The sequence below is a fragment of the Isoptericola sp. NPDC057391 genome (genome assembly GCF_042668085.1).
Taxonomy (GTDB): domain Bacteria; phylum Actinomycetota; class Actinomycetes; order Actinomycetales; family Cellulomonadaceae; genus Isoptericola.
The window spans coordinates 20133-36846 of sequence record NZ_JBHVBO010000011.1; the positions used below are offsets into that span (position 1 = coordinate 20133).

At 74.1% G+C, this 16714-nt stretch carries 16 protein-coding genes; 15 read left to right on the forward strand and 1 reads right to left on the reverse strand.

The window, feature by feature from the left end; all coding sequences use genetic code 11:
• The 14 genes from murG to ACFUVW_RS03165 all read left to right on the forward strand — a co-directional run bounded on the left by murG (position 1) and on the right by ACFUVW_RS03165 (position 14953).
• Positions 1-1182, forward strand: a complete 1182-nt coding sequence (gene murG, locus ACFUVW_RS03100; protein ID WP_430569886.1) for an undecaprenyldiphospho-muramoylpentapeptide beta-N-acetylglucosaminyltransferase — start codon at positions 1-3, stop codon at positions 1180-1182.
• Positions 1179-2702: a UDP-N-acetylmuramate--L-alanine ligase gene (gene murC, locus ACFUVW_RS03105; protein WP_430569887.1), complete on the forward strand. Its 1524-nt coding sequence runs from the start codon at positions 1179-1181 to the stop codon at positions 2700-2702. The genes murG and murC overlap by 4 nt, the downstream gene beginning before the upstream one ends.
• A 137-nt stretch (positions 2703-2839) precedes the next feature.
• Entirely contained in the window at positions 2840-3700 is an 861-nt protein-coding gene (locus ACFUVW_RS03110) for a cell division protein FtsQ/DivIB (protein WP_430569888.1), read from the forward strand.
• A gap of 261 nt (positions 3701-3961) precedes the next feature.
• Positions 3962-5317 carry a cell division protein FtsZ gene (ftsZ, locus tag ACFUVW_RS03115; protein ID WP_430569889.1) on the forward strand — a complete coding sequence of 452 codons (1356 nt, stop codon included), beginning with the start codon at positions 3962-3964 and terminating at the stop codon, positions 5315-5317.
• A 52-nt stretch (positions 5318-5369) separates the two neighbouring features.
• Entirely contained in the window at positions 5370-6143 is a 774-nt protein-coding gene (gene pgeF / locus ACFUVW_RS03120) for a peptidoglycan editing factor PgeF (RefSeq protein ID WP_430569890.1), read from the forward strand.
• Between the two features lie 118 nt (positions 6144-6261).
• Positions 6262-6732 (forward strand): cell division protein SepF, encoded by a 471-nt coding sequence (locus ACFUVW_RS03125; protein ID WP_430567103.1) that lies wholly within the window; start codon positions 6262-6264, stop codon positions 6730-6732.
• A 100-nt stretch (positions 6733-6832) separates the two neighbouring features.
• Complete coding sequence (locus ACFUVW_RS03130) at positions 6833-7126, forward strand: YggT family protein (protein ID WP_430569891.1); 294 nt, start codon at positions 6833-6835, stop codon at positions 7124-7126.
• A 209-nt stretch (positions 7127-7335) separates the two neighbouring features.
• Positions 7336-7968, forward strand: coding sequence for a DivIVA domain-containing protein (locus ACFUVW_RS03135; RefSeq protein ID WP_430569892.1), 633 nt, complete (start codon positions 7336-7338; stop codon positions 7966-7968).
• Positions 7969-8127: 159 nt separating this feature from the next.
• A complete protein-coding gene (locus ACFUVW_RS03140; protein ID WP_429728575.1) occupies positions 8128-8589 on the forward strand; it encodes a TraR/DksA family transcriptional regulator in 462 nt (153 codons plus the stop codon).
• A 51-nt stretch (positions 8590-8640) separates the two neighbouring features.
• On the forward strand, positions 8641-9357 hold the full coding sequence (locus tag ACFUVW_RS03145; protein WP_430569893.1) for a signal peptidase II: 717 nt from the start codon (positions 8641-8643) through the stop codon (positions 9355-9357).
• Between the two features lie 2 nt (positions 9358-9359).
• Positions 9360-10298, forward strand: coding sequence for an RluA family pseudouridine synthase (locus ACFUVW_RS03150; protein WP_430569894.1), 939 nt, complete (start codon positions 9360-9362; stop codon positions 10296-10298).
• 64 nt (positions 10299-10362) lie between these two features.
• Positions 10363-13950, forward strand: a complete 3588-nt coding sequence (dnaE, locus tag ACFUVW_RS03155; protein ID WP_430569895.1) for a DNA polymerase III subunit alpha — start codon at positions 10363-10365, stop codon at positions 13948-13950.
• Positions 13947-14489 carry an NUDIX domain-containing protein gene (locus ACFUVW_RS03160; protein ID WP_430569896.1) on the forward strand — a complete coding sequence of 181 codons (543 nt, stop codon included), beginning with the start codon at positions 13947-13949 and terminating at the stop codon, positions 14487-14489. The genes dnaE and ACFUVW_RS03160 overlap by 4 nt, the downstream gene beginning before the upstream one ends.
• A 59-nt stretch (positions 14490-14548) precedes the next feature.
• Entirely contained in the window at positions 14549-14953 is a 405-nt protein-coding gene (locus ACFUVW_RS03165; protein WP_430569897.1) for a pyridoxamine 5'-phosphate oxidase family protein, read from the forward strand.
• A 38-nt stretch (positions 14954-14991) separates the two neighbouring features.
• On the opposite strand, the gene ACFUVW_RS03170 is transcribed toward ACFUVW_RS03165, so the two are convergent.
• Positions 14992-15270, reverse strand: coding sequence for an RNA-binding S4 domain-containing protein (locus ACFUVW_RS03170; RefSeq protein ID WP_430569898.1), 279 nt, complete (start codon positions 15268-15270; stop codon positions 14992-14994).
• Between the two features lie 58 nt (positions 15271-15328).
• Here ACFUVW_RS03170 and hisD point away from each other — a divergent pair, with 58 nt between their 5' ends.
• A complete protein-coding gene (gene hisD, locus ACFUVW_RS03175) occupies positions 15329-16654 on the forward strand; it encodes a histidinol dehydrogenase (protein ID WP_430569899.1) in 1326 nt (441 codons plus the stop codon).
• The last annotated feature ends 60 nt before the right edge of the window (positions 16655-16714 follow it).

Consider the following 16714-nt stretch of genomic DNA (forward strand, 5'->3'; position numbering starts at 1 on the left):
GTGAAGAGCTCTGCAGTCACGTCCGTCGTCCTCGCCGGGGGCGGCACCGCCGGCCACGTCAACCCGCTCCTCGCCGTCGCGGACGAGCTCCGCGCCCGCGAGCCGGAGGCCAGGATCCTCGCCCTCGGCACCACGTCGGGGCTCGAGGCCGACCTCGTCCCGGAGCGCGGCTACCGGCTGTGGCCGATCCCGCGCGTGCCGCTGCCGCGGCGCCCGAGCGTCGACCTGCTGCGGCTGCCCGGGCGGCTGAGCGCGGCGGTGAAGGCCGCCGAGGCCGCGATCGACGAGATCGGCGCCCAGGCGGTCGTCGGCTTCGGCGGGTACGTCTCGACCCCCGCTTATCTCGCCGCCCGGCGCAAGGGCGTCCCCGTGGTGATCCACGAGCAGAACGCCCGCGCCGGCCTGGCCAACAAGCTCGGCGCCCGCTGGGCCGCGCGCGTCGGCGCGACGTTCCCGGGCACTCCGCTGCCGGGCGCCCGGGTGGTGGGCCTCCCGCTGCGGGTCGAGATCGCGGAGCTCGTGTCGGCGCGCGAGGCCGACGCGGTGGCCGCGCGCGTGCAGGCCGCCGACGCGCTCGGTCTCGACGCCCGCCTCCCGACGCTCGTGGTCACCGGCGGCTCGTCGGGGGCCGCGTCGGTGAACGCCGCGCTGGCCGGCTCGGTGGAGGCGCTGCTGCGTGCCGGCGTCCAGGTGCTGCACCTGACGGGCAAGGGCAAGGACGGGCCCGTCCGGGCCGCCGTCGACGCGGCCACGGCCGCGGGCGGGTACGAGGCCGCGCGCTACCAGGTGCGCGAGTACCTGTCCGAGATGCAGCTCGCCCTCGCCGTCGCGGACCTCGTGGTCGCCCGCTCGGGCGCCGGGACCGTGTGCGAGCTCGCCGCCCTCGGCGTGCCCGCCGTCTACGTGCCGCTGCCGATCGGCAACGGCGAGCAGCGGCTCAATGCCGCGCCGCTGGTCGAGGCGGGCGGCGGCCTGCTCGTCGACGACGCCGACCTCACGCCCGCCTGGGTGGCGGAGCACGTGCCCGCGCTGCTGGCCGACCGGCCGCGGCTCGACGCGATGGCGTCCGCGGCGCGGGCGACCGGGGTGCGCGACGGGGCCGCCCGCGTGGCGGACCTCGTCGCCGAGGCGGTCACGCAGTCGGCCGCCGGCGCTGGCTCGGGCACGGGGCGCCAGGCATGAGCGCCGCCCCGTCGACGCGGCCCCCGGCGCTGCCCGTCGAAGAGCTCGGCCGCGTGCACCTGGTCGGTGTCGGCGGCGCGGGCGTCTCCGTCGTCGCGCGGCTGCTGGCGGCCCGCGGCGTGGACGTGCAGGGTTCCGACGCGGCGCCCGGCCCCGCCCTCGAGGCCCTGCGCGCCGACGGCGTGCGGGTCTGGGTCGGGCACGACGCGGCGCACGTCGTCGGCCCGGACGGCGCGCCCCTGGTCGACACGGTCGTCGTGTCTTCCGCGGTGCGGGAGACGAACCCGGAGCTGGCCGCGGCCCGCGCCGCCGGCATCCGGGTGCTGCACCGCTCCCAGGCGCTCGCGTCGCTGATGCTGGGGCGCCGCGCGGTGGCCGTCGCCGGCGCGCACGGCAAGACCACGACGTCCGCGATGGTCGCGACCGTGCTGCGCGCGTGCGGCGTCGACGCGTCGTTCGCGATCGGGGGCACCGTGCGGGTGCGGGACGCCGAGGGCCACGAGAGCGCGGTGCCCGGCGGCCACCTCGGGGCATCTGACGTGCTCGTGGCCGAGGCGGACGAGTCGGACGGGTCGTTCCTCAACTACGCCCCCACGGTGGCGGTCGTGACCAACGTCGAGCCGGACCACCTGGACCACTACGGCTCGCAGGCGGCGTTCGAGCGGGCCTTCGAGGAGTTCGCCGGGCGGATCGCCGACGGCGGCACGCTCGTCGCGTGCGCGGACGACGCCGGCTCGGCGGCCCTCGCCGACGCGCACCGGGCCGCGGGCGGGGCCGTGGTGACGTACGGCGAGGCCGCGGAGGCCGACGTCCGGGTGCGCGACGTCGTCGTCGGGGCGGGGACGGTCGAGGCCGTCGTCTCCGGCGGCCCGCTGGGCGACGAGCCGCGCGCGCTGCGCCTCGCCGTGCCCGGGGCGCACAACGCGCTGAACGCGACGGCCGCCGTCGTGACGGCGGTGCTGCTCGGCGTCGCCCCGGGCGACGCCGTCCGGGGCGCGGGCACGTTCGTCGGCACAGGGCGACGCTTCGAGCCCAAGGGCGAGGTCGACGGCGTGCGGGTGTTCGACAGCTACGACCACCACCCCACCGAGGTGGAGGCGCTGCTGCGGGCGGCCCGGCCGGTGGCCGGGGACGGCCGCATCGTCGTGCTCTTCCAGCCGCACCTGTACTCGCGCACGCGGATCTTCGCCGACCGGTTCGCCGCGGCCCTGGCGCTCGCGGACGAGGTCGTCGTCACCGGGATCTACCGGGCCCGCGAGGACGTCGACCCGACGGTGGGACCGCGCACCATCACCGACCTGCTCGACCGGACGTCGTCGGGCGGGGGAGTGCGCGCGGTCGAGGACAGGCTCGAGGCGGCCCACGTGGCCTCCGCGCTCGCCCGCCCCGGCGACGTCGTGCTCACGGTCGGCGCGGGCGACGTCACCGAGCTCGGCCCGGTGATCCTGGCGGACCTCGCCGCGCGCACCTCCGGCGTGGCGTCGCCGGGCGGAGCCGCCCCCGACGAGACCATGGGGTGATGCGACCGCCAGCCCGCCCACGCCCGACACCCCGCACGTCGTCGGGCCCGTCGACGTCCGGCCGGTCCGGCAGCGGCGCGCGTGAGGCGAAGGGGAGCGCGTCGAGGCCGAGGACGGGCGCCACGACGACGGCGCCGGTGCCGGCCACGAAGCCGGCCACGAAGCCGGCCTCGAAGCCGGCCCGTACGGAGGTGCCCGGTCCGGCGCGGCAGCCGCGTCCCCGCACCGCCGCGACGGCGGTGGTCCCGGCCGGGCAGCAGGTCTCGCCCCGGGTGTCGACGGCGATGGCGGACCGGCTCGCCGAGCGCACCGCGATGCGCCGGCACCGCGCCTGGCGGCGCGTACTCGCGTGGGTGCTCTCGCTGGCGCTCGTCGCGGGCCTCGCGTGGGTGGCGCTCTGGTCGCCGGCGCTGGCCCTGGAGAAGGCCGAGGTGACCGTCACCGGAGCCGGGCGGTACATCGACGAGGCCAGGGTGCGCGAGATCGCCGAGACCCCGGACGGCACCCCCCTGCCTCGCCTGGACACCGTGGCGATGCGGGAGCAGGTCCTCGGGCTGCGCGGGGTGAAGGACGTGCGGATCGCGCGCGCCTGGCCCCACGGGCTCGCGGTGGAGCTCACGCCGCGCGTCCCGGTCGCGGCCGTGCCCGACGGCGACCGGCTGGCGCTCCTCGACTCGTCCGGGGTGCGCGTGGCGACGCGCGACGCGGCGCCGAAGGGCCTGCCCCAAGTGGACGTGCCCCTGGACGACGCGCTGGCGCTGCAGGCGGCGCTCCACGTGCTGGCGGCCCTGCCCGCCAAGCTCGCCGGCCAGGTGGACCACGTCAGCGCCGACACCCAGGACGCCGTCGAGACGGTCCTGGAGGACGGCACCACCGTCCGGTGGGGCGGCAGCTCCGAGGTTCCCCTCAAGGTCGAGACGGTGCGCACGCTGCGCAAGCTCGCCGACGGCGCGCGGACCATCGACGTCTCCTCGCCCGAGCTGCCGGTGACCCGATGACGGGCGCGGTGACGGGCGCGGTGACGGGCCAGGGGGTGGTGTGGCACGCCCGGGCGGGTGAGGCAAGCACCGGGCGCGCGCGACACGCCGATGCACGTCCGTCCGTGCGCCCGCCGTGCCGCCTACCGTCGATCGCAGCAGCAACCTGACATAACTCTAACCCTCAACTCGAACCTTAAGGTTAGGCCCGCGGGCCGGCCGGGGCCGACGGGGGAGCGAGGACCGGACGTCGGGACAAGGAACGACCCGAGAGGCAACGACGTGGCAACTCCGCAGAACTACCTGGCAGTGATCAAGGTGGTCGGTATCGGCGGTGGCGGCGTGAACGCCGTGAACCGCATGATCGAGGTCGGGCTCAAGGGTGTCGAGTTCATCGCCATCAACACCGACGCGCAGGCGCTGCTGATGTCGGACGCCGACGTCAAGCTCGACGTCGGCCGTGAGCTCACCCGTGGCCTGGGCGCCGGCGCCGACCCCGAGGTCGGCAAGAAGGCGGCCGAGGACCACGCCGAGGAGATCGAGGACGTCCTGCGCGGCGCCGACATGGTCTTCGTGACGGCGGGCGAGGGCGGCGGTACCGGCACGGGCGGCGCGCCCGTGGTGGCGCGCATCGCCCGCTCGCTCGGCGCGCTGACGGTGGGCGTCGTGACGCGGCCCTTCACCTTCGAGGGGCGCCGCCGCTCCGTGCAGGCCGAGCAGGGGATCGACACCCTCCGCGAGGAGGTCGACACCCTCATCGTCATCCCCAACGACCGGCTCCTGTCGATGTCCGACAAGAGCGTCTCGGCGATCGCCGCGTTCCACTCGGCGGACCAGGTGCTGCACTCCGGCGTCCAGGGCATCACCGACCTCATCACGACCCCGGGCCTCATCAACCTCGACTTCGCGGACGTGAAGTCCGTGATGCAGGGGGCGGGCTCGGCGCTGATGGGCATCGGCTCGGCCCGGGGCGAGGACCGCGCGGTGCAGGCGGCCGAGCTCGCGATCTCGTCCCCGCTGCTCGAGGCCTCCATCGACGGCGCGCACGGCGTGCTCCTGTCGATCCAGGGCGGCAGCGACATCGGCCTCTTCGAGGTGCACGAGGCCGCGCGCCTCGTCCAGGAGGCGGCCCACTCCGAGGCGAACATCATCTTCGGCACGGTCATCGACGACGCGCTCGGCGACGAGGTGCGGGTCACCGTCATCGCCGCCGGGTTCGACGGCGGCGTGCCGCAGGCCCGCAAGGACGGCCGCGGGCTCGGCCAGATCGCCGGCGCGCCGGCCAAGCCGACGGTCACCGTCGGCGAGGGCGGCACGACGGCGACGTCCGCGCCGCAGCCCGGGGTGCAGGCCGCCCCGCCGCGCCCGCCGCAGCCGACCACCCAGTCGGTGCCGGCGGCCTCCGTGCAGCCGCGGCCGATCCCGGCGGAGCCGGACGACGTCCCCGTGAGCCTCGACGCGCCGCCGGCCCCGCCGGCGGGGGCGCGGCCCGCCGCGGAGCAGCGCCGCCCGTTCACGGTGGTGGAGGACGCCGAGGGCGAGGGCGTCACCGTCGAGCGGCCGGTCGAGGTGCCGCGCCTGTTCGACGAGCCGCGCCGTCCCGCCGAGGAGCTCGACGTGCCCGACTTCCTCAAGTGAGCGCCGGGTGAGCGGAACTCAGGGCGCGGTCGGCTGGGCACAGGAGGCGCTGTTGCCGGACCAGTTCGGTGCGGGGCTGCTGCGGGTGGACCTCGGGGAGGGCGTCGTGGCGGGCTTCACCACGCGTCACGGCGGCGTGTCGCCCGCCCCCTGGTCGTCGCTCGACCTGGGTACGTCCACGGGCGACGATCCCGTGCGGGTGCGGGAGAACCGTGCCCGCCTCGGGGCGTGGGTCGGGGCGCCGGTGGCGTTCTCCGCGCAGGTGCACGGGGACCGGGTGCTGGACCTGGGGGCCGCCGAGCTCGCCGAGTGGTCGTCGACGGAGCCGCCGGCCGCGGCGGGCGAGGCCGACGCCATGGTGACCGCGGAACCCGGTCTCGGGCTGGGGGTCCTGGTCGCCGACTGCGTGCCGGTCGTCCTCGCGGACCCGGTGGCGCGCGTCGTGGCGGTCGCGCACGCCGGCCGGGGCGGCGTCGCCCTGGGGGTGGTGCACCGCGTGGTCGAGCGGATGCTCGCGCGCGGGTCCCGGGCCGAGGACCTGCGGGCCGCCGTCGGCCCGGCGGTCTGCGGCGCCTGCTACGAGGTGCCTGCCGCGATGCGCGAGGAGGTCGCCGCGGTCGTCCCCGAGACGTGGGCGACGACCACGGCCGGCACGCCCGCGCTGGACCTGCCGGCCGGCGTGGTCGCCCAGCTGGCGGCGCACGGCGTGTCCGCCACCCGGGTGGACCGCTGCACGCTCACGGACACCGACCTCTACTCCCACCGTCGCGCCACCGCCCAGGGTGCGACGACGGGGCGGCAGGCGGGGGTCGTCGTCCTGACCTGACACGCCCGCGACGCACGACACACCGGCGTGTCGTGCGTCGATGCCGCCGCGGGCGTGGTTACCGTCGTGACACCGTCCGGGACGGAGGGCGGGACGTGGCGACGAACGGAGCAAGGCGATGGGCGGAGCGCTTCGCAAGACGATGCTGTACCTGGGGCTCGCCGACGACCAGGGTGAGTCGGAGGAGTACCTCGACGAGTACGAGGAGCTGGAGGCACCGGTGCGCGACCGTGACGACTACCAGGCGCAGGTCACCCCGCTGCACCGTGGCGGAGGGAGCGAGTCGGTGATCGCCTCCGACCTGCGACGCATCACGACCATCCACCCGCGCTCGTACAACGACGCCCGCACCATCGGCGAGGCCTTCCGCGGCGGCACGCCGGTGATCATGAACCTGTCGGACATGGACGACGCCGACGCGAAGCGCCTCGTGGACTTCTCGGCAGGCCTGATCTTCGGGCTCCGCGGGTCGATCGAGCGCGTGACGAACAAGGTCTTCCTGCTCTCGCCGGAGCACGTGGAGATCGCGGGCGAGGAGCCGCCGGCGGAGAAGGTCGCGGGGCGCGGGGCGTTCTACAACCAGAGCTGACCGCGCGCCGAGAGCGCCGATCGCGCGCCGATCGCACCGTCCGGCACGGGCCGGGGCAGTCCTGCCCCGGCCCTGCGTCGTGCTCGGGTAGGTTCGACCCGTGAGCCTCGTCTTCAACCTGGTCTATATCGTCCTGTGGCTGTTCCTGCTGTGCCTCATCGTCCGGCTCGTCTTCGACTGGGTGCAGTTCTTCGCGCGCGACTGGCGGCCGAAGGGCGTGCTGCTGGTCCTGGCGGAGGCGGTCTACACGGTCACCGACCCGCCGCTGCGCTTCCTGCGCCGGCTGATCCCGCCGCTGACCCTCGGGCAGATCCGTCTCGACCTCGCGTTCCTCGTGCTCTTCATCGGCACGGGCATCCTCATGCGGGTGGCGTCGTTCCTCGCCACGGCGTGACGGCCGCCGCGGCCGCTCCGATGTGACCTGGGTCGGGGTTCGCACCGCCCGGCGAGGGCCGCCCCGGTGCTGACCTGTGAAGACGTCGTGTGGGCGGGACGACCCGGCCTCGTCGGGCAGGTCGCCCGCCGACTCGTCCGCTACCGTGGTCATCCAGACGGCCCGGGAACCGGGTCCCACCGACCCTGCAAGAACGATGAGGTGAGACGATGGCGCTGCTGACGGCAGAGGACATCCTGAACAAGAAGTTCGCCGCGACCAAGTTCCGCGAGGGCTACGACGTCGAGGAGGTCGACGACTTCCTCGACGAGGTCGTGCGGACCCTCACGGCGGTCCAGGAGGAGAACGACGACCTGCGCTCCAAGCTCACCGCGGCCGAGCACCGGGTCGCCGAGCTGAGCCGCTCGGACGCTGCCCAGCAGGCGCAGCCGACCCCGACCCCGGCGCCCGCCCCGACGCCGGCCCCCGCCCCGGCCGCCGCGAAGCAGCAGCCCGCGGAGCCGGAGTCCGCCACCGGGATGCTCCAGCTGGCGCAGAAGCTGCACGACGACTACGTGCGGTCCGGCCAGGAGGAGGGCGACCGTCTCATCTCCGAGGCCAAGTCCGAGGGCTCGCGCATCGTGCGCGAGGCCGAGGAGACCAGCCACCGGACCCTCTCGCAGCTCGAGCAGGAGCGCTCGCTCCTCGAGCGCAAGATCGACGAGCTCCGCCTCTTCGAGCGTGACTACCGCACGCGCCTCAAGAGCTTCCTGCAGAACCTGCTGGGCGACCTCGACGCCCGCGGCTCGGCCCTGCCGCCGCAGCGGCAGAACGCCGGGGCCGGTCGCGGCTCGGAGCTCTGAGCGGGGGGCCGTCACCCCGCGCACCCCGCTCCCTCGTCACGCCTCACGCCGAGCGGCCCGCACGACACGCACGCGTTCACCGCGCGTGCTGTTGTGCGGGCCGCTCGGCGCACTTACGCTGCGGTGACTCGTCGTCGACGCACCAACGAAAGGGCACCGATGGCCAAGCTCTCGACCACCACGCGCGCGGCACTGCGCGAGAACTTCCCGCACCTCGCGCGGGACGTGAAGTCGTTCCCGGTCCGTGACGGCGAGGAGCCCTGGACCCTGCACGAGGTGGAGGAGCTGGCGGCCTTCCTGCTCGAGGAGAAGGAGCGACTCGAGCGCGAGCTCGCGGCCGCCGACCAGGAGCTGTCGGACCTGCTGCGCAACTCGGGCGACGGCGCGGGCGACGACCAGGCGGACTACGGCTCGAGCGCCCTCGAGCGCGAGCAGGAGCTCACCCTGGTCAACAACATGCGCGACCTGCTCGCCCAGACCGCCCACGCCGTCGACCGCATCCGCAAGGGCACCTACGCCACCTGCGAGATCACCGGGCTGCCGATCGGCAAGGCGCGGCTGCAGGCGTTCCCGCGCGCGACGCTCTCAGTCGAGGCGAAGGCGCGCGAGGAGCGCCGCTGACCGGGCGGGCCCGCCCCGGCGACCGGTCCCGTCCGCCTACACTTGCGGACGATGTCGACCACGCCCGCCGGCTCCGCCCCGGCCCCTGAGCCCGCGCCGCGCGACGGCGCACCCGAGACGCCCGGGTCGGGCGCGCCCGCCGACGCCGTCCCCGCGGGAGGCGCGGGCCCCGTCGCCGAGGAGGCCGAGGCCCCGGTGCCCGCGGCGCGCCGTCGCCGGCTGATCGCGGGGACCTTCGTGCTCGCCGCACTTGTGCTGCTGGTCGACCAGCTGACGAAGTGGTGGGCCGAGTCGGCCCTCGTCTGGGGCGACGACCCGAAGCCCCTCGTCGGTGAGCTGCTGCAGCTCCGCCTGATCTACAACCCGGGCGCGGCGCTCTCCATCGCCACCGGCATGACGTGGATCCTCACGATCGTGGTGGTGATCGTGGTGGTCATCATCGTGCGGGCGATCCGCCGGATCGGCTCGACCGGGTGGGCGGTGGCCCTCGGTCTGCTGCTGGGCGGGGCGCTGGGCAACCTCGGCGACCGCTTCTTCCGCGAGCCCGGGTTCGCGGAGGGTCACGTGGTCGACTTCATCGACTACGGCGTCTTCGTCGGCAACGTCGCGGACATCGCGATCGTGGCCGCCGCGGTGCTCATCGTCATCCTGTCGTTCCGGGGGATCGGCCTCGACGGCCGGCGGCACGTCGAGGGCGGGGACGCCCCGACAGAGCCGACCGAGCCGACCGAGCCGACCGAGCCGACCGAGCCTGCAGAGGGGCGCTGACCGTGCCGACGGGGTCCACCCGCACCTTGCCCGTGCCCGACGGCCTCGCGGGCGAGCGCGTCGACGCGGGCCTGGCCCGCATGCTCGGCTTCTCCCGCACCCAGGCGGCCGAGCTCGCCGCCTCCGGGGCGGTGCTCCTGGACGGCCGCGAGGTCGGCAAGTCCGACCGGCTCGTCGCCGGCGGCTGGCTCGAGGTCACCGTGCCGGAGGCCCGGCCGGCCGCAACAGTGGTCGCGGAGCCGGTGCCCGGCATGGGGATCGCCTACGAGGACGACGACGTCGTCGTCGTCGACAAGCCGGTCGGGGTCGCGGCGCACCCGTCGCCCGGCTGGACCGGCCCCACCGTGGTCGGCGCGCTGGCCGCGGCCGGCTACCGGATCGCGACCTCCGGTGCCGCCGAGCGGCAGGGCATCGTGCACCGGCTGGACGTCGGCACGTCCGGCCTCATGGCCGTGGCGAAGAGCGAGGCGGCGTACAGCGGCCTCAAGCGGGCGTTCAAGGAGCGCACGGTCGAGAAGGTCTACCACGCGCTCGCCCAGGGTCATCCCGAGCCCACGACCGGCACCATCGACGCCCCGATCGGGCGCCACCCGAGCGCCGACTACCGGTTCGCCGTGGTCGCGGACGGCAAGCACTCGGTGACGCACTACGAGGTGCTCGAGATGCTGCCCGCCGCGTCGCTCGTCGAGGTGCACCTGGAGACGGGGCGCACGCACCAGATCCGGGTGCACTTCCAGGCCGTGCGCCACCCGCTGGTCGGCGACCTCACGTACGGCGCCGACCCGGTGCTCGCGTCGAGGGTGGGGCTGGAGCGGCAGTGGCTGCACGCCGTGCGGCTCGGCTTCGAGCACCCGCTCACCGGCCGCCGGGTGGAGGTGACCAGCGAGTACCCGGACGACCTGGCGCACGCGCTCGAGGTGGTGCGGGGCGCCTACGCCTGACGGTGTGAGAAGTACCCCGGCGCGGACGTTGGATCGTGTCGGACCCTCCTGGAAGACTCGGCCCATGCCCGACGCAGGTTCCTCCACCGCCCAGCCGACCGGTACCTCCGAGGACGACTTCGTCCACCTGCACGTGCACACCGAGTACTCGATGCTCGACGGCGCGGCGCGCATGAACGACCTGTTCAGCGAGGTGTCGCGACTCGGTCAGAAGGCCGTCGCGATCACGGACCACGGCTACCTGTTCGGCGCGTTCGACTTCTGGAGCACGGCGCAGAAGCACGGCGTCAAGCCGATCATCGGCGTCGAGGCGTACGTGACGCCGGGCACCAGCCGCCACGACCGCACCAAGGTCCTCTGGGGCGAGCAGCACCAGCGGCGCGACGACGTCTCCGCGGGCGGCGCCTACACGCACATGACGCTCTGGGCGCGCGACAACGAGGGCATGCACAACCTCTTCCGTGCGTCGTCTCTCGCGTCCCTGGACGGCCAGATGGGCAAGTGGCCGCGCATGGACCGCGAGCTCCTCGAGACGTACGGCAAGGGCCTCATGGGCACCTCGGGCTGCCCGTCCGGCGAGGTGCAGACGCGGCTGCGGCTGGGCCAGTGGGACGAGGCGGTGCGCGCGGCGGGCGAGCTGCAGGACATCCTCGGCAAGGAGAACTTCTTCGTCGAGCTGATGGACCACGGGATCGAGATCGAGTCCCGCACGTACAAGGACCTGCTGCGCCTGGCCGAGCACATCGACGCGCCGCTGGTGGCCACCAACGACCTGCACTACACGAAGCGGGAGGACGCGCACTCGCACGAGGTGCTGCTCGCGGTGAACTCGGGGTCGACGCTCGACGAGCCGACCTACGACCAGGGCGGCAGCCGGTTCGCCTTCAGCGGCGACAGCTTCTACGTGCGCTCGGGCGCGGAGATGCGCCGTCTGTTCTCCGAGCTGCCGCAGGCGATCGACAACACGCTGCTCATCGCGGAGCGCTGCGACGTCTCGTTCGACACCAAGGCGAACTACATGCCGCGGTTCCCGGTGCCGGACGGCGAGGACGAGGTCAGCTGGTTCGTCAAGGAGGTCGAGAACGGTCTGCGCCGCCGCTACCCCGACGGCATCAGCGACGACGTGCGCAAGCAGGCGGACTACGAGGTCGAGGTCATCATCCAGATGGGCTTCCCGGGGTACTTCCTCGTGGTGGCCGACTTCATCAACTGGGCGAAGGAGCAGGGCATCCGCGTGGGGCCCGGCCGTGGCTCGGCCGCGGGCTCGATGGTCTCGTACGTCATGGGCATCACCGAGCTCGACCCGCTCAAGCACGGCCTGATCTTCGAGCGCTTCCTCAACCCGGAGCGCGTGTCCATGCCCGACGTCGACGTCGACTTCGACGAGCGCCGGCGCTCCGAGGTGATCCGGTACGTCACCGAGAAGTACGGCGACGACCGCGTCGCGATGATCGTCACGTACGGGTCCATCAAGGCGAAGCAGGCGCTCAAGGACGGCTCCCGCGTGCTCGGCTTCCCCTTCGCGATGGGGGAGAAGCTCACCAAGGCGATGCCGCCCGCCGTCATGGGCAAGGACATCCCGCTGTCCGGGATCTTCGACCCGAAGCACGAGCGCTACCCGGAGGCCGCGGAGTTCCGCGCGGTGCACGACGCCGACCCGGAGGCGCAGCGCGTCGTCGAGACGGCGCGCGGCATCGAGGGCCTGAAGCGGCAGTGGGGCGTGCACGCCGCGGGCGTCATCATGTCGAGCCACCCGCTGATCGACATCATCCCGATCATGCGCCGCCCGCAGGACGGCGCGGTCATCACGCAGTTCGACTACCCGACGTCCGAGGGCCTCGGCCTCATCAAGATGGACTTCCTCGGGCTGCGCAACCTCACGATCCTCGACGACGCGCTCGAGAACATCGTCATGAACGGCAAGGAGCCGGTGGCGATCGAGACGGTCGAGCTCGACGACAAGGCCACCTACGACCTGCTCGCCCGCGGCGACACGCTCGGCGTGTTCCAGCTCGACGGCGGCGCGATGCGCTCGCTGCTGCGACAGATGCGGCCGGACAACTTCGAGGACGTCTCCGCCGTCATCGCGCTGTACCGCCCGGGGCCGATGGGCATGAACTCGCACATCAACTACGCCCTGCGCAAGAACGGCATGCAGAAGATCGAGCCGATCCACCCCGAGCTCGAGGAGCCGCTCGCGGAGGTGCTCGACGAGACGTACGGCCTCATCGTCTACCAGGAGCAGGTGCAGCGCGCCGCCCAGATCCTCGCCGGCTACTCGCTCGGCCAGGCCGACCTGCTGCGGCGCGCGATGGGCAAGAAGAAGAAGGAGATCCTCGACAAGGAGTTCGTCCCCTTCGAGGCGGGCATGAAGGAGCGCGGCTACTCCAAGCCCGCGATCCAGGCGGTCTGGGACACGCTGGTGCCGTTCGCCGGCTACGCGTTCAACAAGGCGCACTCGGCCGGGTACGGCGTCGTGTCCTACTGGACGGCGTACCTCAAGGCGAACTACCCGACCGAGTACATGGCCGGCCTGCTGCAGAGCGTCCGCGACGACAAGGACAAGATGGCGCTCTACCTGGGCGAGTGCCGTCGCATGCACATCACGGTGCTGCCGCCGGACGTCAACGACTCCGCCGCGAAGTTCACCGCCGTCGGCGAGGACATCCGGTTCGGCCTGACGGCGATCCGCAACGTCGGCGCCAACGTCGTGGACGCGATCATCGCCGCGCGCGAGGAGAAGGGCGCGTTCACCTCGTTCACGGACTTCCTCGACAAGGTTCCGGCCGTGGTCTGCAACAAGCGCACCATCGAGTCGCTCATCAAGGCCGGCGCGTTCGACTCGCTGGGCCACCCGCGCCGGGCCCTGCTCGTGGTGCACGAGCAGGCCGTCGACTCGGTCATCTCCGTGAAGCGCAAGGAGGCCGAGGGGCAGTTCGACCTCTTCGCCGGCTTCGGCGGGGCGGAGGAGGACGCGGCGATGACGTTCGCCGTCGACGTCCCCGACCTGCCCGACTGGGACAAGAAGCAGCGGCTCGCGTTCGAGCGCGAGATGCTCGGCCTGTACGTGTCGGACCACCCGCTGTCGGGGCTCGAGCACGTGCTGGCGCGCGCGGCGGACACGTCGATCGCGTCGCTCATGGCGGACGAGGGGCGCCCGGACGGCTCGCAGGTCACCGTCGCGGGACTGCTCACCAGCGTGCAGCGCAAGATGAGCAAGAACGGCAACCCCTGGGCGGCCGTCACGGTGGAGGACCTCGAGGGCGCCGTCGAGGTGATGTTCTTCGGCGAGACGTACCTCGCGTACTCGACGATCCTCGCGGAGGACCAGGTCGTCACGCTGCGCGGCCGCGTGCGGCGCCGCGACGACCAGATGCAGCTACAGGCGATGGAGGTGTCGCTGCCGGACACGTCCGCCGTCGCCGACGCGCCCGTGCTGGTCACGGTGCCGCACACCCGCTGCGTCGAGCCGGTCATGGTGCGGCTGCGCGAGGTGCTCGCCACGCACCCGGGCTCGGCGGAGGTGCACGTGAGCGTCGCGGAGCCGGGCAAGCGGACGGTGGTGCGCGCGGCGGACACCCTGCGGGTCGAGAAGTCGCCCGCGCTGTTCGGCGACCTCAAGGCCCTCCTCGGCCCGAGCTGCCTGTCATGACGCGTCCGGGCACCGGGGGGAAGGACAGCCCGGCGGACGACGGCTCGGCGGACCACCGCTTCCGCGTCGTGCCGGCCGCGTACGTCTACCTGCGCCGCGAGGGGCAGGTGCTGCTGCAGCTGCGGCAGGGCACCGGGTTCAGGGACGGGCACTGGGCCGCCGCCGCGGCGGGGCACGTCGAGGCGGGGGAGTCCGTGCGCGCCGCGGCCGTCCGGGAGGCCCGCGAAGAGCTGGGCGTCGTCGTCGACCCCGCCGACCTCGTGCCCGTGACGACGATGCATCGCGGAGTGCCCGGCGGCCCGGCCCTGGAGCAGCGCGCCGACTTCTTCTTCACCGCGACCCGGTGGAGCGGCAGCCCGGAGATCCGCGAGCCCGCGAAGGTCGCCGACCTGCGGTGGTTCCCGTTCGTCGCGCTGCCGGACCCGGTCGTGCCGCACGAGCTGGTCGTGCTGCGCGCCCTGCACGACGAGGGGCGGCACGGCACCCGTGTGCCGCCGATCCTGACGGACGGGTTCGAGGGCGCCGCGAGCGACGGCTGACGGGGCCCCGGGGAGAGGTGCGGGCTCGGCGAGCGTCCCGGGCGCCGTAGGCTCGGGGAGTGTTCCGTCTCAACCCCGAGCAGCTCGTGTTCGTCACCGAGCGGCATCTCGCCACCCTGACCACGCTGCGCGCCGACGGCAGCCCGCACGTCGTGCCCGTCGCCTTCACCTGGGACGCCGACGCCGGGGTCGCGCGCACCACGGCACGGCGCACGTCGACGAAGGTCGCCAACGCGCGCCGGGCGACCGCCCAGGGAGGCCGGCCGCGGGCCGCGCTCTGCCAGGTCGACGGCGGGCGGTGGCTGACGCTCGAGGGGACGATCGAGGTGAGCGACGACCCGGACGAGGTCGCGGACGCCGTCGCGCGGTACACGAAGCGCTACCGGCCGCTCGAGCACGACCCCGAGCGCGTCGTCCTGCGCCTCACTCCCGACCGGGCGATGGCCTCCACCTACATGGCCTGATGGTGTGGGCGCCGAACGAGCGCCCACACCGATCGACCTCAGGCGACGACGGCGGTCTCGTCGCCCTCGGGCAGGGCCACGGTGACGCGGTCGCCGCGGACGAGCTGGCGGCCGCGGCGGGTCTCGGCCTCGCCGTTGACGCTGACCTCGCCGTCGGCGACAAGGTCCCGGGCGTGCGTGCCGGACTCCGCCAGGCCCGCGAGCTTGAGGAACTGGCCGAGGCGGATCATGTCGTCGCGGATGGGGACGTCCGTCCCGTCGGTGTCACGGTCGGTGTCACGGTCGGTGTCACGGTCGGTGTCGTGGTCGGCGCTCATCCGTCCATTCTCCGGCACGAGGGCCCGGGTGCGGACGCCCGCTGCCTAGACTGAGCGGGTGATCCGACGCATCGACCTCCGCGGGCAGGACCTGACCCGCACCGAGCTGCTCGGGGTGCTGCCGCGCCCCGAGGTCGGGGTGGACGAGGCCGTCCAGGCCGTCACCCCGATCATCGCCGACGTCCGGGCCCGCGGCGCCGCCGCGCTCCGCCACCTGTCGGAGCGCCTCGACGGCGTGCGTCCGGAGCATCTGCGCGTCCCGGCCTCGGCCCTCGCCGACGCTCTCGCCGGGCTCGACCCGCAGGTGCGGGCGGGGCTCGAGGAGGCGATCCGGCGCGTCCGCGCGGTGCACGCCGCGCAGGTGCCGACGGAGCACGCCACGCAGCTCGCCCCGGGCGCGGTGGTGCGGCAGCGATGGATCCCGGTGCAGCGCGTGGGCCTCTACGTGCCCGGTGGCCGCGCCGTCTACCCGTCGTCGGTGATCATGAACGTGGTCGCCGCGCAGGAGGCCGGCGTGCCGGGGCTCGCCGTCGCGTCGCCGCCGCAGAAGGACGCGGGCGGCCTGCCCCACCCGACGATCCTCGCCGCCTGCGCGCTGCTCGGCGTCGACGAGGTCTACGCGGTCGGTGGCGCCCAGGCCGTGGCGATGTTCGCCTACGGCGCGGCCGGCAGCGAGCCGCAGGACGGCGACGTGCTGTGCGAGCCGGTGGACGTCGTCACGGGCCCTGGCAACGTGTACGTCACGGCGGCCAAGCGCCTGGTGCGCGGCGTCGTCGGCATCGACGCCGAGGCCGGGCCCACGGAGATCGCCGTGCTGGCCGACTCCACCGCCGACGCGGGGCACGTCGCGCTGGACCTCATCAGCCAGGCCGAGCACGACCCGATGGCCGCCGCCGTGCTGGTCACGCCGTCGGTGGAGCTCGCCGGCGCCGTCGAGGCCCGGCTGAGCGACCTGGTGAGCTCCACCAAGCACTCCGCCCGCGTCCTGCAGGCGCTCGGCGGGCCGCAGTCGGCCGTCGTGCTCGTCGACGACCTGGAGCAGGGGCTCGCGGTGGTGGACGCCTACGGCGCGGAGCACCTGGAGATCCAGACCGAGGGCGCCGCCGCGCTCGCGGAGCGCGTGCGCTCGGCGGGGGCGATCTTCGTCGGCCCGTGGTCGCCCGTCTCGCTCGGCGACTACATGGCCGGCAGCAACCACGTGCTCCCCACCGGCGGCTCCGCGCACTTCTCCAGCGGGCTCGGCGTGCACGCCTACCTCAAGTCCGTGCAGGTCGTGGAGTACGCCCGCGACGCGCTCGAGGAGCTCGCCGACCGCATCGTCGCCGTCGCGAACGACGAGGACCTGCCCGCGCACGGCGAGGCCGTCCGCGGCCGCTTCCTCTGAGCCGCCGCACCCGCCCACGACCGGCGGGTGCGGGCGCGCGGAATAGTGTGCCAAGCGGCG

Bases quoted from the DNA above. Each gene is read 5' to 3' on its own strand.
- ACFUVW_RS03125 (WP_430567103.1), top strand. From the start codon at position 6,262: ATGGGCGGAGCGCTTCGCAAGACGATGCTGTACCTGGGGCTCGCCGAC.
- ACFUVW_RS03135 (WP_430569892.1), top strand. From the start codon at position 7,336: ATGGCGCTGCTGACGGCAGAGGACATCCTGAACAAGAAGTTCGCCGCG.
- dnaE (WP_430569895.1), top strand. From the start codon at position 10,363: ATGCCCGACGCAGGTTCCTCCACCGCCCAGCCGACCGGTACCTCCGAG.
- ACFUVW_RS03140 (WP_429728575.1), top strand. From the start codon at position 8,128: ATGGCCAAGCTCTCGACCACCACGCGCGCGGCACTGCGCGAGAACTTC.
- ACFUVW_RS03160 (WP_430569896.1), top strand. From the start codon at position 13,947: ATGACGCGTCCGGGCACCGGGGGGAAGGACAGCCCGGCGGACGACGGC.
- murC (WP_430569887.1), top strand. From the start codon at position 1,179: ATGAGCGCCGCCCCGTCGACGCGGCCCCCGGCGCTGCCCGTCGAAGAG.
- ACFUVW_RS03170 (WP_430569898.1), bottom strand. From the start codon at position 15,270: ATGAGCGCCGACCACGACACCGACCGTGACACCGACCGTGACACCGAC.
- ACFUVW_RS03145 (WP_430569893.1), top strand. From the start codon at position 8,641: ATGTCGACCACGCCCGCCGGCTCCGCCCCGGCCCCTGAGCCCGCGCCG.